The following is a 20,907-nucleotide window of genomic DNA, read 5'->3' as shown; positions in this document are numbered from 1 at the left end:
GCGCCCCCGCTTTTCGCCCGTACGGCCCTCCGCGCGAGCGCCGCGGCGCCTTTTTCGCAATCCGGTGCCCGTCCACCGATGAGTTCCGTCCGGAGGCACGGTCTGAGCTTGTGACCCACGATGAAGACCGACGTGACGGAAACGAAAGGCACCGGCCATGGCCAAGCTCACCCTCACCACCTTCATGACACTGGACGGCGTGATGCAGGCCCCGGGCGGCCCCGACGAGGACCGCACCGACGGCTTCGCGTACGGCGGCTGGAGCGTCCCCTTCGCGGACGAGGACTTCGGCCGGTTCATGGACGACGTGTTCGGCCGGGTGGACTGCTTCCTCCTCGGCAGGCGGACGTACGAGATCTTCGCCGCCTACTGGCCGAAGGTCACCGACGAGAACGACCCGATCGCGAGCCGTCTCAACACCCTGCCCAAGTACGTCGTCTCCAGGACCCTCGACCGCGCCGAGTGGCACAACTCCACCGTCATCGAGGGCGACCTGAGCGAGGAGGTGAACCGCCTCAAGGAGCAGCCCGGCCGCGAGATCCAGGTCCACGGCAGCGCCCGCCTCGCCCAGAGCCTCATCGCCCTCGGCCTGGTCGACGAGCTGAACCTCCTGGTCTTCCCGGTCTTCCTCGGCGAGGGACGGCGTCTGTTCCCCCACGGCGGCACCCCGACCGCCTTCGAACTCACCGGCCACCGCACCACATCCACCGGTGTCACCATCCAGACCTACCGGCCCACCGGCCCCGCGCAGTTCGGCACGTTCGAACTGGGCGAGTGAGCCCGCGCGGCATCCGGCGCCGTACTGCCGCCGAACGTCCCGGAACGACACCCGGCCGGAGAGAAGACGCATAGGCTGGGCCGATGGTCACGGTCGATCTGAGCGAGTACGGCGAGGCGTTCACCGCCGACCCCTATCCGTACTACGCGAAACTCCGCGAGAGCGGTCCCGTGCACCAGGTGCGCACGCCCACCGGCGCCGAGGCCTGGCTGATCGTCGGCCACACCGAGGCACGGGCCGCCCTCGCCGACCCCCGGTTGTCGAAGTCACCCTCGGCGGCCGGGTACCGGATGCTCGACGAAGCGGTCATCGGCCCGTACCTGCTGGTTCTCGACCCGCCCGACCACACCCGGCTGCGCAGACTGGTCGCCCGAGAGTTCACCGGGCGGCGCGTGGAGGCCCTCCGCCCGCGCGTCCAGGCCATCACGGACGAGTTGCTCGACGCCATGGCGCCCGCCGGGCACGCCGACCTCGTCGACGCGCTCGCCTTCCCGCTGCCCATCACGGTGATCTGCGAACTCCTCGGCGTCCCCGCCGCCGACCGGGACACGTTCCGCGCCTGGTCCGGCGAGATCGTCGCACCGAGGCGCGGGGAGGACGAGAACGCCGCCGTGCACGCGCTGGGCCGCTACCTGGACGAGCTCATCGAGGACAAGCGACGCGCCGGCCCCACCGACGACCTGCTCTCGGCGCTGCTGCACACCGGCCCGGAGGGCGACGACCGGCTGTCGGCCGCCGAACTGCGCGCCATGGCCTACCTGTTGCTGATCGCCGGGCACGAGACGACGGTCGGTCTCATCGCCAACGGCGTGCGCGCGCTCCTCACCCACCCCGGCCAACTGGCGGCCCTGCGCGCCGACTTCGGCCTGCTGGACGGCGCGGTGGAGGAGATGCTGCGCTACGACGGCCCCGTCGAGACCGGCACGGCCCGGTTCGCGCGCGAGCCCGTGCCGGTCGGGGACACGGTGATCCCGCCGGGTGCCGTCGTCCTCGTCGGCATCGGCGCGGGGGACCGCGATCCGGAGAGGTTCCCGGACCCCGACCGCTTCGACATCCGCCGCGACACGGCCGGGCACCTCGCCTTCGGCCACGGCGTCCACCACTGTCTCGGCGCCCCGCTGGCCCGCCTGGAGGGCCGGATCGCGATCCGCGGCCTGCTGGAGCGCTTCCCCTCCCTGTCCCTCGACCCCTCGGCCGGGCCACTGGACTGGCTGCCCGGCCTCCTCATGCGCGGCGTCCGCCGCCTTCCCGTCAGGTGGTGACGACGCACATGACCGGCTTCGACCTGTCCCTCGCCCGCAAGGTCCTCGACAGCCAGCCGTTCAGCCGGCTCGTCGGCGCCCGCATCTGCGCCTTCGAGGACGGTGAGGCCGTGCTGGAGGTGGACGTCCGTGACGACCTGCGCCAGCAGAACGGCTTCCTGCACGGCGGGGTGCTGTCGTACGCCGCCGACAACGCGATCACCTTCGCCGCCGGCAGCGCGCTGGGGCCGGCGGTGCTCACGGCCGGGTTCTCCATCCAGTACGTCCGCCCGGCCACCGGCCGCACGCTGCTGGCCCGCGCCTCGGTCGTCCACGCGGGCCGACGGCAGGCGGTGGTGCGCTGCGACCTGCTGACGGTGGACGAGGACGGGACCGAGACCCTGTGCGCGGTGGCCCAGGGCACGGTCCTGTCGGTGAACGGATCAGAGCGCTGACGGCACCTCGTCCAGCCGCACCGGGCGGCGCTCGCGGCGGGACAGCTCGCACGCCTCGGCGACACGCAGCGCCCGCAACGCCTCGTGACCGTCGCAGGGGTTGGCCAGCTCGCCGCGCGCGAGGTGGACGAAGGCGTCCAGCTCGGCCTCGTACGCCGGGGCGAACCGCTCCAGGAACCCGGGCCACGGCTTGTCGGCCGGGGGAGGGCCGAGGGGCTCGGTCGACGTGATCGGCGTCCGGTCGTCGAGACCCACCGCGATCTGGTCGTGCTCGCCCGCCAGTTCCATCCGTACGTCATACCCGGCGCCGTTGCAGCGGGTGGCCGTCGCCGTGGCGAGGGTGCCGTCGTCGAGCGTGAGGAGCACGGCGGCCGTGTCGACGTCGCCCGCGTCGCGGAACATCGCGTGGCCGCCGTCCGAGCCCGTCGCGTACACCTCGCTGATCTCGCGGCCGGTGACCCAGCGCAGGATGTCGAAGTCGTGGACCAGGCAGTCGCGGTAGAGGCCGCCGGAGAGCGGGAGGTAGGCGGCGGGCGGCGGTGCCGGGTCGGAGGTGATGGCCCGGACGGTGTGCAGCCGGCCGATGCGCCCGGAGTGGACGGCGTCGCGGGCGGCCCGGTAACCGGCGTCGAAGCGGCGCATGAAGCCCAGTTGGAGCTGGGTGCCGGCCGCCTCCACCTCGCGGAGCGCGCCGAGCGTGCCGGGCAGGTCGAGGGCGATGGGTTTCTCGCAGAAGGTGGGCAGGCCGGCGCGGGCGGCGCGGGCGATGAGTTCGGCGTGGGAGGAGGTGGCCGAGGCGATGACCACCGCGTCGACCCCCCAGGCGAAGACGTCGTCGACGGTCGGCGCGGCCGTGGCGCCGGTGAGTTCGGCGACCTGGGCCGCCCGGCCGGGGTCGGCGTCGGCGACGACGAGAGCTCCCACCTCGGGGTGGCGACTGAGCACGCCCGCGTGGAAGGCCCCGATACGTCCCGTTCCGATGAGTCCGATGCGCATGGCCCCCAAGGTGGTGCCGCGACGTCATCGTGTCAAGCTTTTGTCCTGACAACATGACTTCACAACTTCCCGTCATCATTTCCTGTGGATAGGCTCGGCCCGTGCCCAAGCAGACCCGAGCAGCCAGAGAAGAGACCGGTTCCGTCGTGCGACTGCCCCTGAGCGTGGACCGCACCAGCCCGGTCCCGCTCTATTTCCAGCTCTCTCAGCAGCTGGAGGCGGCCATCGAGCGCGGGACGCTCACCCCGGGCAGCCTCCTCGGCAACGAGATCGAGCTGGCGAACCGGCTCGGCCTGTCCCGGCCGACCGTCCGCCAGGCCATCCAGGCCCTCGTCGAGAAGGGTCTGCTGGTGCGCCGCCGGGGTGTCGGCACCCAGGTCGTGCACAGCCAGGTCAAACGCCCCCTGGAGCTCAGCAGCCTGTACGACGACTTGGAAACGGCCGGTCAGCGTCCCGCCACCACCGTCCTGGCCAACCGCGTCGAGCCCGCACCCGCCGAGGTCGCCGCCGCGCTCGGCGTGCCGGAAGGCACCGACGTCCGGTACGTGGAGCGGCTGCGGTTCGCCCACAACGAGCCGATGGCACGGCTGCGCAACCACCTGCCACTGGGGCTGCTCGACCTGGACAACGAGCTGCTGGAGGGTACGGGGCTCTACCGGATGATGCGCTCCGCCGGCATCACCCTGCACAGCGCCCGCCAGAAGGTCGGCGCGCGGGCCGCCACGGGCCCGGAGGCGGAGCTGCTCACGGAGGAGAAGGGCGCCCCGCTGCTGACGATGGAGCGGACCACCTTCGACGACACCGGCCGGGCGGTGGAGTTCGGCTCGCACATCTACCGGGCGTCGCGGTACGCCTTCGAGTTCCAGCTCCTCGTGCGGCCGTAGGGCCGTGTGCCGTCCGTCGTATGCCGTCTCCTGTCCGTCGCACGCCGTCTGCCGCGTAAGAATGTTCGGACAAAGTATTGACGGGCCCGCTCAGCCCCCGTAGAAACTCACCCAGCCGCAATCGGGCGGCGCCGGGGAGACAAGGCGGATCCACGATGCCCACCACCCGCACGGCGGCAGCAGCCCTGCTGACCGCAGTCGCACTCACCGTCACCGCCGCCGGATGCAGCAGCTCGGGCGGCAAGGACTCCGAGAACGGCACCACGCACACCTCCGGCGGCGGGAAGCCCGCCGCGACCGCACGCATGACCATCGCGATGGTCACCCATTCCGGCGAGGGCGACACCTTCTGGGACATCGTCCAGAGCGGCGCCAAGACCGCCGCGGCCAAGGACAACGTCGAATTCCTCTACGCCGCCAACAAGGAGGGCAAGGAGCAGGCCGCGCTGATCGACTCGTACGTCGCGAAGAAGGTCGACGGCCTGATCGTCACCCTCGCCAAGCCCGAAGCGGTCAAGGCGTCCGTCGCCAAGGCGGTGGCCGCCGGCATCCCGGTGGTCACGATCAACTCCGGCGGGCAGCACTCCAAGGCCTTCGGGGCGATCAGCCACATCGGCCAGGACGAGGCCGTGGCCGGCGAAGCCGTCGGCGAGGAGCTCACCGCCCGCGGCAAGAAGAAGGCGCTCTGCGTCATCCACGAGCAGGGAAACGTTTCCCTCGAAGAGCGATGCGCCGGAGTGAAGAAGACCTTCAAGGGCACCGTCGAGAACCTCAACGTCGAGGGCACCAACATGCCCGCGGCGACCTCCTCCATCGAGGCCAAGCTCCAGAGCGCCAAGGACATCGACGCCGTCGTCACCCTCGGCGCCCCGTTCGCCGCCGCCTCCGTCAAGGCCAGGCAGAGCGCCGGCTCCGGCGCCGAGATCAACACCTTCGACCTCAACGCCGCCGTCGTCGCCCAGCTCAAGGCCAAGCAGATCGGCTTCGCCGTCGACCAGCAGCCCTACCTCCAGGGCTACCTCGCCGTCGACGGGCTCTGGCTCCACAAGGACAACCTCAACATCGTCGGCGGTGGCAAGCCGGTCCTCACCGGCCCGGCCCTCGTCACCGGGAAGGACGTACCGGTGCTGGAGGAACTGACCGGCCGCGGTACCCGATGAAATCCGGGCACATCACCATGACCCATACTTGGCCAGTCGTACGGCAGCAAGCACGACAACCACAGCAGGCACAGCAGACACAGCGAGAACGGCAAGAGGGGCACGGCGTCGTGGCAAGGGTTCGGACAGGGGTACGCGCGCTCCGCGCGGTGCTGGCGACGGTGCTCGGAGTGTCCCTCGCGGGAGCCGTCGCGGGATGCAGCGCGACCGGCGGCAAACGCGCCGAGGACGCCCGCAGGGCCGCAGCCGCCGAGGGCCGGTCCGCCGTCAACACCCCGAAGTGGACCATCGCCATGGTCACCCACTCCGGCGATGGCGACACCTTCTGGGACATCGTCCAGAACGGCGCCAAGCAGGCGGCCGTCAAGGACAACATCAACTTCCTGTACGCCCACAGCGACGAGGGCCAGCAGCAGGCGCAGCTCGTCGACTCCTACATCGACAAGAAGGTCGACGGCCTGATCGTCACCCTGGCCAAGCCCGACGCGATGAAGGCGTCCGTCGCCCGGGCCGTGAAGGCCGGCATCCCGGTGATCACCGTCAACTCCGGTTCGGAGCAGTCCAAGGCGTTCGGCGCCCTCACCCACATCGGGCAGGACGAGACGATCGCGGGTGAGGCCGTCGGTGACGAGCTGGACGAGCGAGGCCGCAAGAAGGCCCTGTGCGTTCTGCACGAACAGGGCAACGTCGGCCACGAGCAGCGCTGCGCCGGGGTGAAGAAGACCTTCGGCGGCGACCTGCAGAACCTGTACGTCGACGGCACCAACATGCCCGACGTCCAGGCCTCCATCGAGGCCAAGCTCCAGACCGACCCCTCCATCGACGCCGTCGTCACCCTCGGCGCGCCGTTCGCCGACGCCGCCGTCCAGGCGAAGAGGACCGCCGGGTCGAAGGCCGAGATCGACACCTTCGACCTCAACGCCAAGGTCGCCACCGGGCTGAAGAGCAAGCAGCTCGGCTTCGCCGTCGACCAGCAGCCCTACCTCCAGGGGTACGAGGCCGTCGACCTGCTCTGGCTGTACCGGTACAACGCCGACGTGCTCGGCGGTGGCCGGCCGGTGCTGACCGGGCCGCAGATCATCACCGAGAAGGACGCCGCCGCGCTGGCGGAATTCACGGAGCGAGGAACCCGATGACCGCGACCGCACCACCCGTCAAGGACGGCGCCCCCGCCGACGAGCGCCTCCTGCGCACCTCCCCGCTGCGCACCCTCCTGGGCCGCCCCGAGCTCGGCTCGGTCGTCGGAGCCGTCGCCGTCTTCCTCTTCTTCGCGATCGTCGCCGACAGCTTCCTGCGGGCCTCCAGCTTCGGCACGGTCCTCTACGCCGCCTCGACCATCGGCATCATGGCCGTCCCCGTCGCCCTGCTGATGATCGGCGGCGAGTTCGACCTGTCGGCCGGTGTGCTGGTGACGAGCGCGGCGCTGATCTCGTCGATGTTCAGCTACCAGATGACGGCGAACGTCTGGGTCGGCGTCGGAGTGTCGCTCCTGGTCACGCTCGCCATCGGCGTCTTCAACGGCGTCATGCTCACCCGCACCAAACTGCCGAGCTTCATCATCACGCTCGGTACGTTCCTGATGCTGACCGGCCTCAACCTCGGCCTGACCAAGCTGATCAGCGGCACCGTGTCGACCAGGACCATCGCCGACATGGAGGGCTTCGCCTCCGCCCAGGCGCTGTTCGCCTCCCAGTTCTCGCTGGGCGGCGTCGACATCAAGGTCACCATCCTGTGGTGGTTCGGCCTGGTGGCCCTCGCCACCTGGATCCTGCTGCGGACCCGGTTCGGCAACTGGATCTTCGCGGTGGGCGGCGGTGCCGACGCGGCCCGCGCGGTGGGCGTCCCGGTCCGTACGACGAAGATCGGCCTCTACATGGGGGTGGCCTTCTGCGCCTGGGTGTCCGGACAGCACCTGCTGTTCTCGTTCGACGTCGTCCAGTCCGGCGAGGGCGTGGGCAACGAGCTGATCTACATCATCGCGGCCGTGATCGGCGGCTGCCTGATCACCGGAGGATACGGTTCGGCGATCGGTTCGGCGGTCGGCGCGTTCATCTTCGGCATGACCAGCAAGGGCATCGTGTACGCGGAGTGGAACCCGGACTGGTTCAAGTTCTTCCTCGGGGCGATGCTCCTTCTCGCGACCCTGCTCAACGCCTGGGTCCGCAAGCGCGCGGAGGCAACGACATGAGCACTCCCCCTGTGAGCACTCCACTTGTGGAGCTCGACGACGTCAGCAAGTACTACGGCAACATCCGCGCCCTCGAAGGCGTCTCCCTGCGGGTCCACGCCGGTGAGATCACCTGCGTCCTGGGTGACAACGGCGCCGGCAAGTCCACCCTCATCAAGATCATCGCCGGACTCCACACGCACGACGGCGGCACCCTGCGCATCGACGGCGAGGACACCTCCCTCGCCTCGCCGCGCGAGGCGCTCGACCGGGGCATCGCCACCGTCTACCAGGACCTGGCGGTCGTGCCGCTCATGCCGGTCTGGCGGAACTTCTTCCTCGGTTCCGAGCCCACCAAGGGCGTGGGCCCCTTCAAGCGCCTGGACGTCGACCTCATGCGCGAGACTACCCGCGCGGAGCTGGCGCGCATGGGCATCGACCTGCGTGACGTCGACCAGCCGATCGGCACCCTCTCGGGCGGTGAGCGCCAGTGCGTGGCGATCGCCCGTGCCGTGCACTTCGGCGCCAAGGTCCTCGTCCTGGACGAGCCGACCGCCGCGCTGGGGGTCAAGCAGTCCGGCGTGGTCCTGAAGTACGTGGCCGCCGCCCGCGACGCGGGTCTGGGCGTGGTGTTGATCACGCACAATCCGCACCACGCGTATCTGGTCGGTGACCGTTTCATCCTGCTGAAGCGGGGGGTGATGTCGGCGAGCCACACCAAGGACTCCGTCACGCTCGACGAACTCACCCGCCAGATGGCGGGCGGCAGCGAGCTCGAGGACCTCCGCCACGAACTGGAGAGGGCCCCGGCCCCCGCGCGGGTCGGCGGCCATGACGTGCCTCCCGCCCCGGCTCCCTGAGCACGGCGCGCCCCCGCCCCCGGCCGCGTAGCTGGCAGAATCGGGGGCGGCGGGCGCCGTCCGCCGCCGGACCCCCACCTCCCGGCCCCCCCACCACCAGGACGACAGGACTCGTGAGCACGTACCGCGATTTCGCCCACCGGGGCTCCGCCCGCGCCACCGTCCTGCGGACCGTCTCGGCCCGCGAGCGCCGCTCGCACCTGACCGCGCCCCGCGTCCCCACCGTCGGCATCGACATCGGCGGTACGAAGGTGATGGCGGGCGTCGTCGACGCCGACGGCCGCATCCTGGAACAGATCAAGACCGAGACACCGGACAAGTCCAAGAGCGCCAAGGTCGTCGAGGACACCATCACCGAGCTGGTCCTGGACCTCTCCGACCGGCACGACGTGCACGCGGTGGGCATCGGCGCCGCGGGCTGGGTCGACGCCGACCGCAGCCGTGTCCTGTTCGCCCCCCACCTGGCCTGGCGCAACGAGCCGCTGCGCGACTCGCTGCAGGCCCGGCTCGCCGTCCCCGTCATGGTCGACAACGACGCCAACACCGCCGCCTGGGCGGAGTGGCGGTTCGGCGCGGGCCGCGGCGAGGACCACCTCGTGATGATCACGCTCGGTACCGGGATCGGCGGCGCCATCCTGGAGGGCGGCCAGGTCAAGCGGGGCAAGTACGGCGTCGCCGGCGAGTTCGGCCACATGCAGGTGGTGCCCGGCGGCCACCGCTGCCCGTGCGGGAACCGCGGCTGCTGGGAGCAGTACAGCTCCGGCAACGCCCTCGTCCGGGAGGCCCGCGAGCTGGCCGCGGCCGACTCACCGGTCGCGTACAACATCATCGAGCGCGTCAAGGGCTCCGTCCCCGACATCACCGGCCCGCTGATCACCGAGCTCGCCCGTGAGGGCGACGCGATGTGCGTCGAGCTGTTCCAGGACATCGGCCAGTGGCTCGGCGTCGGCATCGCCAACCTGGCCGCCGCCCTCGACCCGTCCTGCTTCGTCATCGGCGGTGGTGTCAGCGCCGCGGACGACCTCCTCATCGGCCCCGCCCGGGACGCCTTCCGCCGCCACCTCACCGGCCGTGGCTACCGCCCCGAGGCCCGGATCGCCAAGGCCCAGCTCGGTCCCGAGGCCGGCATGGTCGGCGCCGCCGACCTCGCCCGGCTCGTCGCCCGCCGCTTCCGGCGCGCCAACCGCCGCCGCCTGGAGCGCTACGAGAAGTACGAGCGGTACGCCCAGGCCATCCGCACCGGCCGTTCGACCCCCACCCAGGAACCGTAGTCATGTCAGCGATGTCCGTACTGAACCAGCCCTCGTCCCCGGAGGAGCGGCGGCGCATGATCCGCCGCCGGGTCCTGACGGCCGTCGTCATCGTGCTGCTCATCGGCATCCCGGCCGGGTATCTGGTGATCTCCGCCCAGCAGAGCCGCGCCAGCGGCCGCGACAAGGAGGCCGAGTCGTCCGTCACCGGACTCCGGGACAGCTGGCCGTCCAAGATGAAGCGCCGCGTCTTCGAGGTCCCGATCCCGGCCGGCTCGACCGAGGTCGCCTACTTCGAGACCAGCAACTGGAAGTCCAGCAGGCTGTACGTCGAGTTCACCACCAGCGGGACGGGGCTGGACGACTTCCTCAACGACGTCGGTACGAGCCGCGCCGCGCTCGACGCCGACGACGTCTCCATCAGCGACCGTGACGCCCGCACCGTGGGCTGGACGTTCCCGGCGGGCCGTGACTGGTCCGCCACCACGCACCGCCAGAAGGACCCGCGCCCCACCCAGGACATCACCGTCGACCTCACCGACCCGGCGGCCCCCCGCGTGCACGTGGTCTCGACCGCGACCCCCTGACCGGTTCGCCCGGCACCCGGCTCCCGTACGGAGGCGCTCCCGTACGGAGGCGCTCCCGGACGGAGGCGCTCCTGACCGGAGGACCCCCCTGACCGGAGGGGGTGATTCCGCTGGCTACCCTGGAGCGAGTGAGCCAGACGCAGACGACCGAACCTCAGCCCGCAGGCCCCCTCACCCTCCAGTACCGGTCCGACGGCCCCGATGACGCACCCGTCCTCATCCTCGGCCCGTCGCTCGGAACCACCTGGCACATGTGGGACCGGCAGATACCCGAGCTCGTCCGTCAGTGGCGGGTCATCCGTTTCGATCTGCCCGGCCACGGCGGCGCCCCCGCGCACCCGGCGACGTCGGTCGCCGAGCTCACCGACCGGCTGCTGGCCACCCTCGACGAACTGGGCGTCCAGCGCTTCGGCTACGCCGGATGCTCCATCGGCGGCGCCATCGGCACCGACCTGGCACTGCGGGCCCCGCACCGTCTCGCCTCGCTCGCCCTGAGCGCCTCCTCGCCCCGCTTCGGCACCGCCGACGAGTTCCGTCAGCGCGGTGTGATCGTCCGCACCAACGGCCTCGACCCGATGGCCCGCACCGCGCCCGAGCGCTGGTTCACGCCCGGCTTCGCCGCCGCCCAGCCCGCGATCGTCGAGTGGGCCGTGCAGATGGTCCGCACCACGGACGCCGGGGCCTACGTCGCCGCGTGCGAGGCGCTCGCCGCCTTCGACGTACGCGCCGACCTCGGCCGCGTGGGCGTCCCCACCCTGGTGCTGGTCGGCTCCGAGGACCGCGTCACCGGGCCCGCCGAGGCCCGCCACCTGGTCGCCGGCATCCCCGACGCCCGCCTCGCCGTGGTGCCCGGCGCGTCCCACCTCGCCCCGGTGGAGCAGCCCGCGGCGGTCACCGACCTGCTGGTACGGCACTTCTCCACGTCGTGGCAGGACACCATGACCGCCCTCGCCGCGCCGCCGGTGATCCCGGCCATCGCCGCCCCGCTCACCCCCACGGCGCCCGCCCCGGTCCCGGTCACGCACTCCGTCCCGCCCGCCGCGGTCCCGCCCGTCCCGCCCGCCGAGGCCGTCCCGGCGGCGTCCGGAGCCGTACCGCATGGTGCCGTACCGTCCGCGTCCGGCGTCGTACCGTCCGCCGTCGCCCACACCGCCGTGCCCGCCGCGCCCGCGCCCACGCCCGCCGCGGCCGGGCGGCCCGACCCGTACGACGCCGGGATGAAGGTGCGGCGCGAGGTGCTGGGAGACGCCCACGTCGACCACGCCATGGCCGCCGCCGACGCCTTCACCGGCGACTTCCAGGAGCTGATCACCCGCTACGCCTGGGGCGAGGTGTGGACCCGCGACGGCCTGGACCGCCGGACCCGCAGCGCCGTCACCCTGACCGCCCTCGTCGCCGGCGGCCACCTGGACGAGCTCGCCTTCCACACCCGTGCCGCCCTCCGCAACGGCCTGTCGCCCGCCGAGATCAAGGAAGTGCTGCTCCAGACGGCCGTCTACTGCGGCGTCCCGGCGGCGAACTCGGCGTTCCGCGTCGCCCGCGAGGTGATCCTGGAGGAGACCACACCGGACGTCTGATCCACCGGGAAGGATGGCCCCATGAAGCTGACCAAGAAGTCCCACGCCTGCATCCGGCTGGAGAAGGACGGGCGCACGCTCGTCGTCGATCCCGGGGGCTTCAGCGAACAGGACGCGGCGCTCGGCGCCGACGCCGTTCTGGTCACCCATGAACACCCCGACCACTTCGACGAGGGACGGTTGCGGGCGGCCCTGGAGGCCGACCCGGCCGTCGAGATCTGGACGCTGCGCAGCGTCGCGGAGAAGATCTCGGCGGCCTTCCCCGGCCGTGTCCACACGGTCGGCCACGGCGACACCTTCACCGCGGCCGGGTTCGACGTCCAGGTGCACGGCGAACTGCACGCGGTGATCCACCCCGACATCCCCCGCATCACCAACATCGGCTTCCTGGTCGACGGGTCCCTCTTCCACCCCGGTGACGCGCTCACCGTCCCCGACCGGCCGGTGGAGACGCTGATGCTTCCGGTGATGGCCCCCTGGAGCAAGATTTCCGAGGTCATCGACTACGTACGCGAGGTGGGGCCGCGGCGCGCCATCGACATCCACGACGCCCTGCTCACCGATCTGGCCCGGCCGATCTACGACCGTCAGATCGGCGGGCTGGGCGGCACGGACCACGGCCGGCTCGCTCCCGGGGACTCCAGGGACCTCTGACGGCCGACCCCGGTTGTCACAGGCCCCCGTTAGGCTGTGGGGCATGCGCATCGCCACCTGGAACGTCAATTCGATCACTGCCCGGCTGCCCCGCCTGCTGGCCTGGCTGGAGAGCAGCGGTACGGACGTGCTGTGCGTCCAGGAGACCAAGTGCACCGCGGACCAGTTCCCCACCGACGAGCTGCGCGAGCTCGGGTACGCCTCGTCGGTGCACGCCACCGGCCGGTGGAACGGCGTGGCCCTGGTCTCCCGGGTCGGCCTGGAGGAGGTCGTCCACGGCCTGCCGGGCGGGCCGGAGTACGACGGCGCGGCCGAGCCGCGGGCCATCTCCGCGACCTGCGGCCCCGTCCGGGTCTGGTCGGTGTACGTGCCGAACGGCCGTGAGGTCGCCCACGAGCACTACGCCTACAAGCTGCGCTGGCTGGAGGCGCTCAAGGGCGCGGTCGCCGACGACGCCGCGAGCCCCCGGCCCTTCGCGGTGCTCGGCGACTTCAACATCGCGCCGACCGACGACGACGTCTTCGACCGCGCCTTCTTCGAGGGCTCGACGCACGTCACCGAGCCCGAGCGCGCCGCGCTCGCCGGGCTGCGCGACACCGGGCTCACCGACGTGGTGCCGCGCCCGCTGAAGTACGACCACCCGTTCACCTACTGGGACTACCGCCAGCTGTGCTTCCCCAAGAACCGGGGCATGCGCATCGACCTGGTGTACGGCAACAAGCCGTTCGCCGACGCGGTCAAGGACAGTTACGTCGACCGCGAGGAGCGCAAGGGCAAGGGTGCCTCCGACCACGCCCCGGTCGTCGTCGACCTGGACGTCTAGCGCGCGCCCTGTAGTGCGCCCGGTGGGTTCGGTGCGACGCTGGGCGGTATGAACATCCCTTTCCTGGACGCCTGGCGTAAACGGCACGGCGGCGGACCCGCCGCCTCTGCGGTGGAGCGCGACCCGAAGGGCGACGACCCGGAGGGCGTGGCCGACATGCTCGCCGAGTGCGATCTGCTGCGCGCCCGGGTACAGGGGTTCGGGGTCCAACTGGACGACACCCCCCGGTCCTTGGAGGCGATCGACCAGCTCCCGCCGCGCTGGCGCGACGACCCCGAGGAGCTGCCCTGGCTCGGCAACGACGCCGGCCTGTACCTCGGTACGGTCATCGTACGGACGGTGCCGGGTGCGCACTGGCACCTGGCCCCGGGGGGCCACCCGGTCGTGCGGCTGGTCTCGGGCCGGGAGATCCATGTCGTCGAGGCCGGTCTGGACTGGGCGATCAGCGGTTCCCCGGAGCTCTCCCAGGTGTATGCGGAGGCCGCCGAGGGATAGCGGCGGTTGGGGTGGTTATACGGCTTATGCGGCCTTTATGCGTGTCGACGGTGTGAAGTCCCTTTCCGGGCTGGATAGTTTGCGCTGACCTCGACACAGCTGAGAATGGGGCAGGGCAGCGTATGGCCGTCGATCCGTTGATCGAGCTGGGTGACGTGCCGGTGGCCCCTCCGCGCCGGGACAGGGCGCGGAGGGAACGCGGCGGCGAGTCGGGGTGCCGACAGACCTGATGGGCCAGGCCCCGCCCGGCAGCGGCCGGAGATCACTTCTCGCGCAGCGGGACCGACACGTACGACGGGTCGGACGACGGCGAGGAGAAGGTCAGCCGCGCGCCGGACGGGTTGTGCTCGATGTACAGCGGGTCGACGGTGTCGACGACCAGGGCGAGCCGGTGGCCGGCCGGGACGTCGTAGGAGGTGGAGAACAGCTCCAGGTCGACGGCGAACGGCCGGCCCGGCGTCTTGCCGTGGAAGGTGTACGGGGCGTTGCTGACCAGCTTGCCGATTCCGAGCGGGCCCACGTCGTAGAGGTACGCGACGAGGGTGCCGCTCGACTCGGTGCTGGTGACCGTGGTGTGGAGCTTCGCCGTTCCCCGGACGCGCTGCGCGGAGTCGTAGCGCTCGGACTGCCAGACGGCCGCGAAGGAGCGGGGGAGGAGGGGGATGGAAGCCATCGGGGGCAGCTTCAGGAACTGGTCGAGGGTGCTGGAGAGCATGACGACGCCGCCGTTGGCGCCGGAGTCGATGTTCGCGTACACCTTCCGCGTGTCGGCGAGGGCGATCTTGCGCTCGTTCGCGCCCACCGACTTCCAGTCCGGGTAGCCCTCGTAGCCGCCGCCGGTGCGGGACTTGAGCTGGACCGGCTGTTCGCGGTCGATGCCGTTGTCGACGCCCTTGAGGTGGTGGTCGAACCAGCGGTGCGCGTTGGTCCAGGTGTCGTTGGGCAGACCGAGCAGGCCGGTCGCCTCGGCGGTGGCGTGGTCGCCGGGCCGCAGTTCCAGGCGCTTGGGCCCGGTGAGCTTCTCGTAGAAGGAGGCGTACTGGTTGGGCGGGAAGATGGTGTCGCCCCAGGCGTTGCCGAGCATGATGGCGGCGCCGCCCGCGTTGATGCTGTCCAGCCGGAAGGCGGGGGAGCGCTTGGCCCCCCACGCGATCATCTCCTCCTCCTTGTCGAGGTTGGAGGCGAGGAAGTCCTTGAGGGTCTGCTGGAGTTCGGCGCTCGGGCGGCCCGTGAGGTAGCCGGTGCCGCCCAGCATCGCGGCGGCCTGGAGGTGCTGGGTGCGGCCGCTGTAGATGGAGTCGATGAGGTCGGCCCAGCCGCTCATCGCGACGACGGCCTTGATGCGCTTGTCGTGCCCGGCGGCGAGCAGGCTGATACCGGCGCCGTAGCTGACGCCCGCCATGCCGATCCGGTCCGGGTCGGCGGGGGTGTGCGCCAGTGCCCAGTCGATGACCTTGGACGCGTCGGCGACGTCCGGCGGGCCGGCGACCTCGATGTGACCGCCGGACTGCCAGAAGCCGCGTGAGTTGTAGCTGACGACGACGTATCCGGCGTCCGCGAGCTTCTGCGCCTGGGCGAGGTACTCGACCTGCGGCATGGACCAGCTCGTGGGCAGCACGATCACCGGGTACCGGCGGGTGCCGTCGGAGTCCGCCGGGGTGACGACATTGGCCTTCAGCAGGGTGCCGCCGTCGCCGGTGATGTCGACGAACCGTATACCGCCGGTGGTTTCCGTGGCGGCGGCGCTGGGGGCGAACCCCAGGGCCGTCCCGGCGAGCAGGGCGGCCGAGACGGCGCCGGTCGTCGTCGTACGCACCGATGTGCGCAGGGTTGTGCGCGGCTTTACCACGGTTCGTTCCCCCATCGCTGTCAACGCTTGAAAGGTGAACCGAAGGAAAGCACGGGTGGCTTACCGGAGGTAACCCGTCGGTAAGTTACGCACCGGTAACGATTATTGGACGTCGTGTCAACGAGTGGCGCTCTTCGCCTGCCAGTCCGCCCACGACAGGTTCCACTCGCCGTACCCGTTGTTGAGCGCCTGGGTGCCCTTGGCGTCGCCGCCCTCCACCTCGAACGGGTCACCCACCTGCACCTGGTCGTACACCCACCGCGCGTCCGGGGTGTCCATGCCGATGCAGCCGGAGCTCTTGTTGGCGTTGCCCATGTAACGGGCGTTCCAGGGCGCGGCGTGCGCGTACATCCCGGACCAGGTCAGCCGCATCGAGTAGTCGACCATCTTGTCGTACGCGTCACCCAGGCCGACCGTCTCGGAGCGCATGTTAATGGTGCCCTCCTTCGACATCAGCACCGTCTTCCCGCGCCAGGACGCCTTGTCGCCGCCCGGCGTACCGCCCGACATCGGGATGTCCTTGACCTCCTGGCCGTCCCGCATCAGCTTCAGCCGGTGGTTGTCCAGATCGACCTTGACCAGCTGGTTCTTCCCTATGGTCACGTTCGTCGTGTAGTCGCGCACGAACCAGCCGCCGTCGCCCGAGTCGACGCCGTTCAGCTCGGCCTGGAGGGTGACCTTGGTGCCGGGCTTCCAGTACTCCTTGGGGCGCCAGTCGACCCGGTCCTTGCCCGACCAGTCCTCCATCCAGCCCCACGAGCCCACCGTGTTGTTCGAGGTCGTCACCTTGAGGTGCTTCTCGACCTCGGCCTTGTTCTTCACCGGGTGGTCGAAGACGATCGACAGCGGGTGGGCGATACCGACCGTGGTGTTCTTGCCCGGCGCCAGCGTCAGCTTGTTCACCTTCTCGGGCGCGGCGGTGGCGAAGTCGGCCTTCGCGGTCCCGCCGTCCACGGAGCGCGCCTCGACGGTGTACCCGGTGCCGGGCGCCGCCTTGCGGGCGGAGGTCCAGGTGCGGCCGTCGGCGGAGACGGTGCCCTTGAGCGTGGCGCCCTTGGAGTCGGTCACCGTGACCTGCTGGAGCTTGCCCTCGGCGAGGGTCACCTTCACCGGCTCGCCGGCCCTGGCCTGCTTGCCGGTCAGGTTCACCGAGATCCGGGTGTCCGGCTTGGTGTCCTTGCCGTCGGCCTCGGCCTTCCCCGAACCGCCCGAGCACGCGGTCAGGGCGGCCGCGGCGAGAACCGCGGTGCCGGCCAGGGCGGCGGTGCGGAAGGGGCTGCGCGGGCGTGTGCGGGTCACCTGGAAAACCTCCGATGCGATCTTTCGTCCCCAGGTGAGAGGGTGCGGGGAGGCCGCGGGTTGCCTCGGGGATGCCGGAAATTTCCCACCCCTGCCCGGATTGAGGGCCGCAAGCCCGCCCCGTTCCGCACGCACCCGGCAGCGTGTGCGTACGTCCGCCGGCTCAGCCGCGCAGGTGACCCAGCACGGCGCGTACCGCCCGCTCCACCGCCCGTCGCGCCGCCTCGCTGTGGTCCGTCGTCTCGAAACCGTGTGTGCCGCCTGGCACGTCCACCACCTCGACCTCGGCCCCGCTTTCCTCCGCGGCGGCCAGGAACTCCGTCACCGTCCGCGCGATCTCGGGACGTTCGCGCTCCACCCGGGTCAGCACCAACGGCAGCCGCCCCGCCCCGGTCACCGCCCGCGCGGGCCTGAACCGGGACTCGCCGAGCCCCCAGCTCGGCAGCGGCGAGAGGACGGGATACGTCGCCGCGACGCACCGCAGCCACGCCGGAGGGGCCGCGAGCCAGTCCGCCGACAGCAGCCCGCCGGCCGAGAAGAACCACAGCGCCACGCGGTCCGGGTCGACGCGCGGATCGGCGCGCACCAACTCGACCGCGGCCGCCACGTCCTCCGCGGCGCGCGGGTAGTCGGTCAGCGTGTGCAGCCGGTGGTCCAGCGTCACCCCGACCGCCCCCAGCCCGGCCACGTACCGGCCGTACCCGGTGAAAGCGGGCCAGTCCCGAGGCGTCGGACGCACGCCCTCGGGCACCGGGCCGCCGTGCACGAGAACCACCGCGGGCCGCGGGCCCGGGCTTTCGTCCAGGTCGTCGGGCAGATACAGATCCACCCGACCGGCACGCTCGCGCCAGCCCTCGGGGACGTCCAGGAGGAACGGCCGCAGGTGCGCCGGCTCCTCGGCGGGCGTCAGCCGGTGCCCCTCCCCGGCCGCGGCCCTGAGCAGCACGTCCGCCAGCTCGTCCGGTGCGGACAGCATCGGCCAGTGCCCGGTGGCCAGTTCGAAGAAGCCGACCCGGGGGTGGGCGAGCGCCTGGAGGGCCGGGTCACCGAGGGCCATCAGCGCCTGCAACGTCTCGATGCCCGGGCCGTTCCCGGTGCACAGCACGCCGGTCGTCGGCAGGTCACCCACCGCCCCGGTCAGCCGCAGCGGCTGCGTGAGCGTACCCAGCGGCTGCGGCGCGGCCTCCCGGGCCAGCCGGTCCAGAGCCCCGGCGGGGACGCCGTCCAGACTGCCCCAGCGACCCCAGGCGTCCCGCGACGGAGCCGCGAGCATCCCCGCCCCCGCTTCGTCCGCCCCGCCGCCGGTCTCCCCGTGCTCCGCCAGGTGCGCCAGCCGTGCGCGCAGGTCCTGGTCCGGCAGCAGGTCGAGGGCCGGCCGGCCGTCCCGCGGCATGCCCACATCCACATGGACGATCCGCGAAACCCGCTCCGGGCGCCGATCGGCGGCGCCGAACACCGGGTGAATGCCGTAGCAGTGACCGACCAGCACCACCTCATCGGCCTCCACCCGGTCGATGAGCCGCACCAGCCGCGCGACATGGCTCTCCGGACCGGTGTTCCTGTCATCGGCCGCCGTGGCGGTCTCCGGCGTGCCGGGCCGGTGCGGTTCGCCGCCCGTGCCCGTGAGCGTCACCGGATGCGCCTGTGCCCCGGCCTCCCGCAGCCGATCGGCCACCTCCCGCCAGACCCAGCCGCCGGTGTGCGCCCCCGGCACCAGGATGAACGCCGTCATGAACCCCTCCTCGTACTTCCGTCCCCGGGCCGGCCGTGGTGGCCGTCCCGTCCGCCGGTACGGTAGGAACTCCCCCTGAGGGAGGTTCAAGTCGTGTCGCCCGACAGTCTGTGGAGCATCGGGGAGCTCGCCGAGCACGCGGGCGTCACCGTCAAGACCGTCCGCTTCTACTCCGACCGCGGTCTGCTGCCCGAGGCCGCCCGCAGCGCCGGCGGGCACCGGCGGTACGGCCCCGAGGCGCTCGACAGGCTGCGTCTGATCCGCTCGCTGCGCGCACTGGATCTGCCGGTCCCCGACGTGGGCCGGATCCTCGGCCAGGACGACGGCCTCGACGACGCCCTGGAGAACGTCGTCGCCGGACGGCTGCGGGACCTCGGCACCCAGATGGCGGCCCTGCGCTGGCGAGAGGCCGCCCTGCGGCTGATCAGGGACTGCCCGCCCGGTGAGCGCGCGGAGCGACTGCGCCTGGTCGGCGCCGTGTCCGCCCCGCCGAGCACCGACGCGCCGGCGCGGTTCTGGAAGCGCTGGCTCCCGGCACGGTTCCCGGCGCGGCTGCTGTCCTCGTTCCTCGAACAGGCGGTGCCCCAGCCCCCCGACGACCCGACCCCCGAACAGGTCCTGGCCTTCGCCCGGCTGCACGCCCTCGTCTCCGGACCGTGCCTGAGCGACGCCCCCTGCCAGCCGGCCGCCCACCGGACCGGCGACGGCTGGCGCCCAGCCGTGCTCTACGAAGGCCTCACCGAGGCGTACGCCCTCGCGGCACCGGAGCTCCGGGCCGGGCGCCCCCCGTCCGACGGCGAGGCACTCGACTGCTTCGTCACGGCCTACGCCCGCTCGCTCGGCGTGCGCGACACCCCCGCCTTCCGCCGGAGCCTGAGCCGGCAGCTCGCGTCGGACCCGCGGATCGACCGGTACTGGGACCTCACCGCCGTACTGATCAGCTCCCCGTCGGGCCGCCCGGAACCCACCCCCGGCACCGCCCACGACTGGCTGCTCACGGCGCTGGACGCCCGGACCACCCGCCCGGAAGCCGCCTGACCGGCCGGGGCGTGCCCTAGTCGCCGGCCGGTTCCACGGTCTGCCCCGGTGCCGGTGCCGGGGACCGCGCGGCACGCGTCACATCCGCGACCAGCTCGACGACGTCGGGACCGTACGCCTGGGAATTGACGACCTTCAGCAGCAGCACGAAGGAGCCGTCGGCCCCGTACTTCCGCGCCAGCTTCTCGTGGTGCCGCACCAGGTAGCGGGTGGCCGCCTGGTTGGTGATGGCGCGCTGGCCGCAGAACAGGAACACCGGCCGGGCGCCCTCGCCGGCGGTGAGCCGGGCGAGGACGACGTACTCGGACGAACCCGCGTCCACCGGGTACACCTTCGAACCGATGGTGAACGCGCCCCGCTCCGGGCCGGGATCCAGCTCGACGTTGACGTCGACGCCGGGGAGCAGGGTGGCGAGGTGCGCGGCCATCCGCCGGTTCGAGTACGGCCCGCCCAGACAGAACTCGGGCCGCTCACCGAAGCCCTGCTGGGTGGCGTCGTGGTACACGATCCGGGCGTGGGCGCCGCAGTCCTTGATGAGCGCCGCCAGTTCCAGGAGCGCGAACGTGTCGAAGCGGTGCACCGCACCCTCGCCGCCCGCCTCGCGGTTCACCACGAGCAGGCACTCCGCGTTGCCCGGCAGCCCGAAGAAGGCCTGCTTGCGGCGGAGCTTGCGGCGCCACAGCGCGGTGCGGGCGATCCAGCCGAGTGACGCGCTGACCCCGGTGGCGATGACGCCGAGCACGATGTTGAGCAGGTCTTCATACATGGGCGCGCATGGTAGCGGGGGAGTGGAACGTTGTTCGAGGCGGTCCTGGCAAGGGGCTGCCCACGAAGTTAGGCTGCGCGGACGGTCGTTGACTGGAGGTACGGATGCGTCGGTCCCACGTACGTAACGTCTCGCTCGCCGCTGTCGCCGCCACGGTCCTCGCGGTCGGGGGGGGGGGGGGGGGGGCCCCCCCCCCCCCGACACACAACCAAAAACACAGGGAGGTCGGTTGTGGGGGTGCCGTGGTGATGGGGGAGGACGACGCATCCGCCCCCAGCATCTAGGTGCTGTCGCGG

Annotated in this window: 20 protein-coding genes; 15 read left to right on the top strand and 5 right to left on the bottom strand. The window is 71.7% G+C overall.

Annotation, left to right across the window (positions count from 1 at the left end):
* Positions 1-157 precede the first annotated feature (157 nt).
* The 3 genes from ACZ6C1_RS08310 to ACZ6C1_RS08300 all read left to right on the top strand — a co-directional run bounded on the left by ACZ6C1_RS08310 (position 158) and on the right by ACZ6C1_RS08300 (position 2,474).
* Complete coding sequence (locus tag ACZ6C1_RS08310; RefSeq protein WP_469238943.1) at positions 158-778, top strand: dihydrofolate reductase family protein; 621 nt, start codon at positions 158-160, stop codon at positions 776-778.
* Between the two features lie 83 nt (positions 779-861).
* Positions 862-2,040 carry a cytochrome P450 family protein gene (locus ACZ6C1_RS08305; RefSeq protein WP_469238942.1) on the top strand — a complete coding sequence of 393 codons (1,179 nt, stop codon included), beginning with the start codon at positions 862-864 and terminating at the stop codon, positions 2,038-2,040.
* An 8-nt stretch (positions 2,041-2,048) separates the two neighbouring features.
* Positions 2,049-2,474: a PaaI family thioesterase gene (locus ACZ6C1_RS08300; protein ID WP_469239102.1), complete on the top strand. Its 426-nt coding sequence runs from the start codon at positions 2,049-2,051 to the stop codon at positions 2,472-2,474.
* On the opposite strand, the gene ACZ6C1_RS08295 is transcribed toward ACZ6C1_RS08300, so the two are convergent.
* Entirely contained in the window at positions 2,463-3,470 is a 1,008-nt protein-coding gene (locus ACZ6C1_RS08295) for a Gfo/Idh/MocA family protein (RefSeq protein ID WP_469238941.1), read from the bottom strand. The two genes, ACZ6C1_RS08300 and ACZ6C1_RS08295, sit on opposite strands and share 12 nt — an antisense overlap.
* A 164-nt stretch (positions 3,471-3,634) precedes the next feature.
* Between ACZ6C1_RS08295 and ACZ6C1_RS08290 the strand changes: the two genes are divergently transcribed.
* From ACZ6C1_RS08290 to ACZ6C1_RS08240, 11 genes are all read left to right on the top strand, one after another.
* Positions 3,635-4,354, top strand: a complete 720-nt coding sequence (locus ACZ6C1_RS08290) for a GntR family transcriptional regulator (RefSeq protein ID WP_469239100.1) — start codon at positions 3,635-3,637, stop codon at positions 4,352-4,354.
* 155 nt (positions 4,355-4,509) lie between these two features.
* Positions 4,510-5,514 carry a substrate-binding domain-containing protein gene (locus tag ACZ6C1_RS08285; RefSeq protein ID WP_469238940.1) on the top strand — a complete coding sequence of 335 codons (1,005 nt, stop codon included), beginning with the start codon at positions 4,510-4,512 and terminating at the stop codon, positions 5,512-5,514.
* A gap of 110 nt (positions 5,515-5,624) precedes the next feature.
* Positions 5,625-6,650 carry a sugar ABC transporter substrate-binding protein gene (locus ACZ6C1_RS08280; protein ID WP_469238939.1) on the top strand — a complete coding sequence of 342 codons (1,026 nt, stop codon included), beginning with the start codon at positions 5,625-5,627 and terminating at the stop codon, positions 6,648-6,650.
* Positions 6,647-7,702: an ABC transporter permease gene (locus tag ACZ6C1_RS08275; protein WP_469238938.1), complete on the top strand. Its 1,056-nt coding sequence runs from the start codon at positions 6,647-6,649 to the stop codon at positions 7,700-7,702. The genes ACZ6C1_RS08280 and ACZ6C1_RS08275 overlap by 4 nt, the downstream gene beginning before the upstream one ends.
* Positions 7,699-8,541: an ATP-binding cassette domain-containing protein gene (locus tag ACZ6C1_RS08270; RefSeq protein WP_469238937.1), complete on the top strand. Its 843-nt coding sequence runs from the start codon at positions 7,699-7,701 to the stop codon at positions 8,539-8,541. The genes ACZ6C1_RS08275 and ACZ6C1_RS08270 overlap by 4 nt, the downstream gene beginning before the upstream one ends.
* Before the next feature lie 113 nt (positions 8,542-8,654).
* Entirely contained in the window at positions 8,655-9,812 is a 1,158-nt protein-coding gene (locus ACZ6C1_RS08265; protein WP_469238936.1) for an ROK family glucokinase, read from the top strand.
* Positions 9,813-9,823: 11 nt separating this feature from the next.
* A complete protein-coding gene (locus ACZ6C1_RS08260; RefSeq protein WP_469239098.1) occupies positions 9,824-10,378 on the top strand; it encodes a hypothetical protein in 555 nt (184 codons plus the stop codon).
* Positions 10,379-10,506: 128 nt separating this feature from the next.
* On the top strand, positions 10,507-11,955 hold the full coding sequence (gene pcaDC / locus ACZ6C1_RS08255; RefSeq protein WP_469238935.1) for a bifunctional 3-oxoadipate enol-lactonase/4-carboxymuconolactone decarboxylase PcaDC: 1,449 nt from the start codon (positions 10,507-10,509) through the stop codon (positions 11,953-11,955).
* Between the two features lie 21 nt (positions 11,956-11,976).
* Entirely contained in the window at positions 11,977-12,609 is a 633-nt protein-coding gene (locus ACZ6C1_RS08250) for an MBL fold metallo-hydrolase (RefSeq protein WP_469238934.1), read from the top strand.
* A gap of 43 nt (positions 12,610-12,652) precedes the next feature.
* Positions 12,653-13,432, top strand: coding sequence for an exodeoxyribonuclease III (locus tag ACZ6C1_RS08245; RefSeq protein WP_469238933.1), 780 nt, complete (start codon positions 12,653-12,655; stop codon positions 13,430-13,432).
* 48 nt (positions 13,433-13,480) lie between these two features.
* Positions 13,481-13,927 (top strand): DUF6278 family protein, encoded by a 447-nt coding sequence (locus tag ACZ6C1_RS08240; RefSeq protein ID WP_469238932.1) that lies wholly within the window; start codon positions 13,481-13,483, stop codon positions 13,925-13,927.
* Between the two features lie 262 nt (positions 13,928-14,189).
* On the opposite strand, the gene ACZ6C1_RS08235 is transcribed toward ACZ6C1_RS08240, so the two are convergent.
* The 3 genes from ACZ6C1_RS08235 to ACZ6C1_RS08225 form a co-directional block, all read right to left on the bottom strand.
* On the bottom strand, positions 14,190-15,791 hold the full coding sequence (locus ACZ6C1_RS08235; RefSeq protein WP_469238931.1) for a CocE/NonD family hydrolase: 1,602 nt from the start codon (positions 15,789-15,791) through the stop codon (positions 14,190-14,192).
* A 102-nt stretch (positions 15,792-15,893) separates the two neighbouring features.
* Complete coding sequence (locus ACZ6C1_RS08230; protein ID WP_469238930.1) at positions 15,894-17,075, bottom strand: L,D-transpeptidase; 1,182 nt, start codon at positions 17,073-17,075, stop codon at positions 15,894-15,896.
* Between the two features lie 163 nt (positions 17,076-17,238).
* Positions 17,239-18,807 (bottom strand): alpha/beta fold hydrolase, encoded by a 1,569-nt coding sequence (locus ACZ6C1_RS08225; protein ID WP_469238929.1) that lies wholly within the window; start codon positions 18,805-18,807, stop codon positions 17,239-17,241.
* 93 nt (positions 18,808-18,900) lie between these two features.
* On the opposite strand from ACZ6C1_RS08225, the gene ACZ6C1_RS08220 reads away from it, so the two are divergent.
* Positions 18,901-19,845: a helix-turn-helix domain-containing protein gene (locus tag ACZ6C1_RS08220; protein WP_469238928.1), complete on the top strand. Its 945-nt coding sequence runs from the start codon at positions 18,901-18,903 to the stop codon at positions 19,843-19,845.
* A 16-nt stretch (positions 19,846-19,861) separates the two neighbouring features.
* On the opposite strand, the gene ACZ6C1_RS08215 is transcribed toward ACZ6C1_RS08220, so the two are convergent.
* The gene (locus tag ACZ6C1_RS08215; RefSeq protein ID WP_469238927.1) at positions 19,862-20,611 is read right to left on the bottom strand and encodes a hypothetical protein; all 750 of its coding nucleotides are present in this window, start codon (positions 20,609-20,611) and stop codon (positions 19,862-19,864) included.
* Positions 20,612-20,907: the final 296 nt, after the last annotated feature.

The organism is Streptomyces sp. NPDC041796 (genome assembly GCF_055590785.1).
Note: the sequence above shows the minus strand (reverse complement) of the source record. Positions and strands in the feature narration are given on the sequence as shown.

What these genes read in the sequence shown, in the direction of transcription:
- ACZ6C1_RS08295 (WP_469238941.1), bottom strand. Translation starts at nt 3,470, where the DNA reads ATGCGCATCGGACTCATCGGAACGGGACGTATCGGGGCCTTCCACGCG.
- ACZ6C1_RS08270 (WP_469238937.1), top strand. Translation starts at nt 7,699, where the DNA reads ATGAGCACTCCCCCTGTGAGCACTCCACTTGTGGAGCTCGACGACGTC.
- ACZ6C1_RS08250 (WP_469238934.1), top strand. Translation starts at nt 11,977, where the DNA reads ATGAAGCTGACCAAGAAGTCCCACGCCTGCATCCGGCTGGAGAAGGAC.
- ACZ6C1_RS08240 (WP_469238932.1), top strand. Translation starts at nt 13,481, where the DNA reads ATGAACATCCCTTTCCTGGACGCCTGGCGTAAACGGCACGGCGGCGGA.
- ACZ6C1_RS08275 (WP_469238938.1), top strand. Translation starts at nt 6,647, where the DNA reads ATGACCGCGACCGCACCACCCGTCAAGGACGGCGCCCCCGCCGACGAG.
- ACZ6C1_RS08225 (WP_469238929.1), bottom strand. Translation starts at nt 18,807, where the DNA reads ATGACGGCGTTCATCCTGGTGCCGGGGGCGCACACCGGCGGCTGGGTC.
- ACZ6C1_RS08285 (WP_469238940.1), top strand. Translation starts at nt 4,510, where the DNA reads ATGCCCACCACCCGCACGGCGGCAGCAGCCCTGCTGACCGCAGTCGCA.
- ACZ6C1_RS08215 (WP_469238927.1), bottom strand. Translation starts at nt 20,611, where the DNA reads ATGTATGAAGACCTGCTCAACATCGTGCTCGGCGTCATCGCCACCGGG.
- ACZ6C1_RS08260 (WP_469239098.1), top strand. Translation starts at nt 9,824, where the DNA reads ATGTCCGTACTGAACCAGCCCTCGTCCCCGGAGGAGCGGCGGCGCATG.
- ACZ6C1_RS08300 (WP_469239102.1), top strand. Translation starts at nt 2,049, where the DNA reads ATGACCGGCTTCGACCTGTCCCTCGCCCGCAAGGTCCTCGACAGCCAG.
- ACZ6C1_RS08245 (WP_469238933.1), top strand. Translation starts at nt 12,653, where the DNA reads ATGCGCATCGCCACCTGGAACGTCAATTCGATCACTGCCCGGCTGCCC.
- ACZ6C1_RS08310 (WP_469238943.1), top strand. Translation starts at nt 158, where the DNA reads ATGGCCAAGCTCACCCTCACCACCTTCATGACACTGGACGGCGTGATG.
- ACZ6C1_RS08305 (WP_469238942.1), top strand. Translation starts at nt 862, where the DNA reads ATGGTCACGGTCGATCTGAGCGAGTACGGCGAGGCGTTCACCGCCGAC.
- ACZ6C1_RS08235 (WP_469238931.1), bottom strand. Translation starts at nt 15,791, where the DNA reads ATGGGGGAACGAACCGTGGTAAAGCCGCGCACAACCCTGCGCACATCG.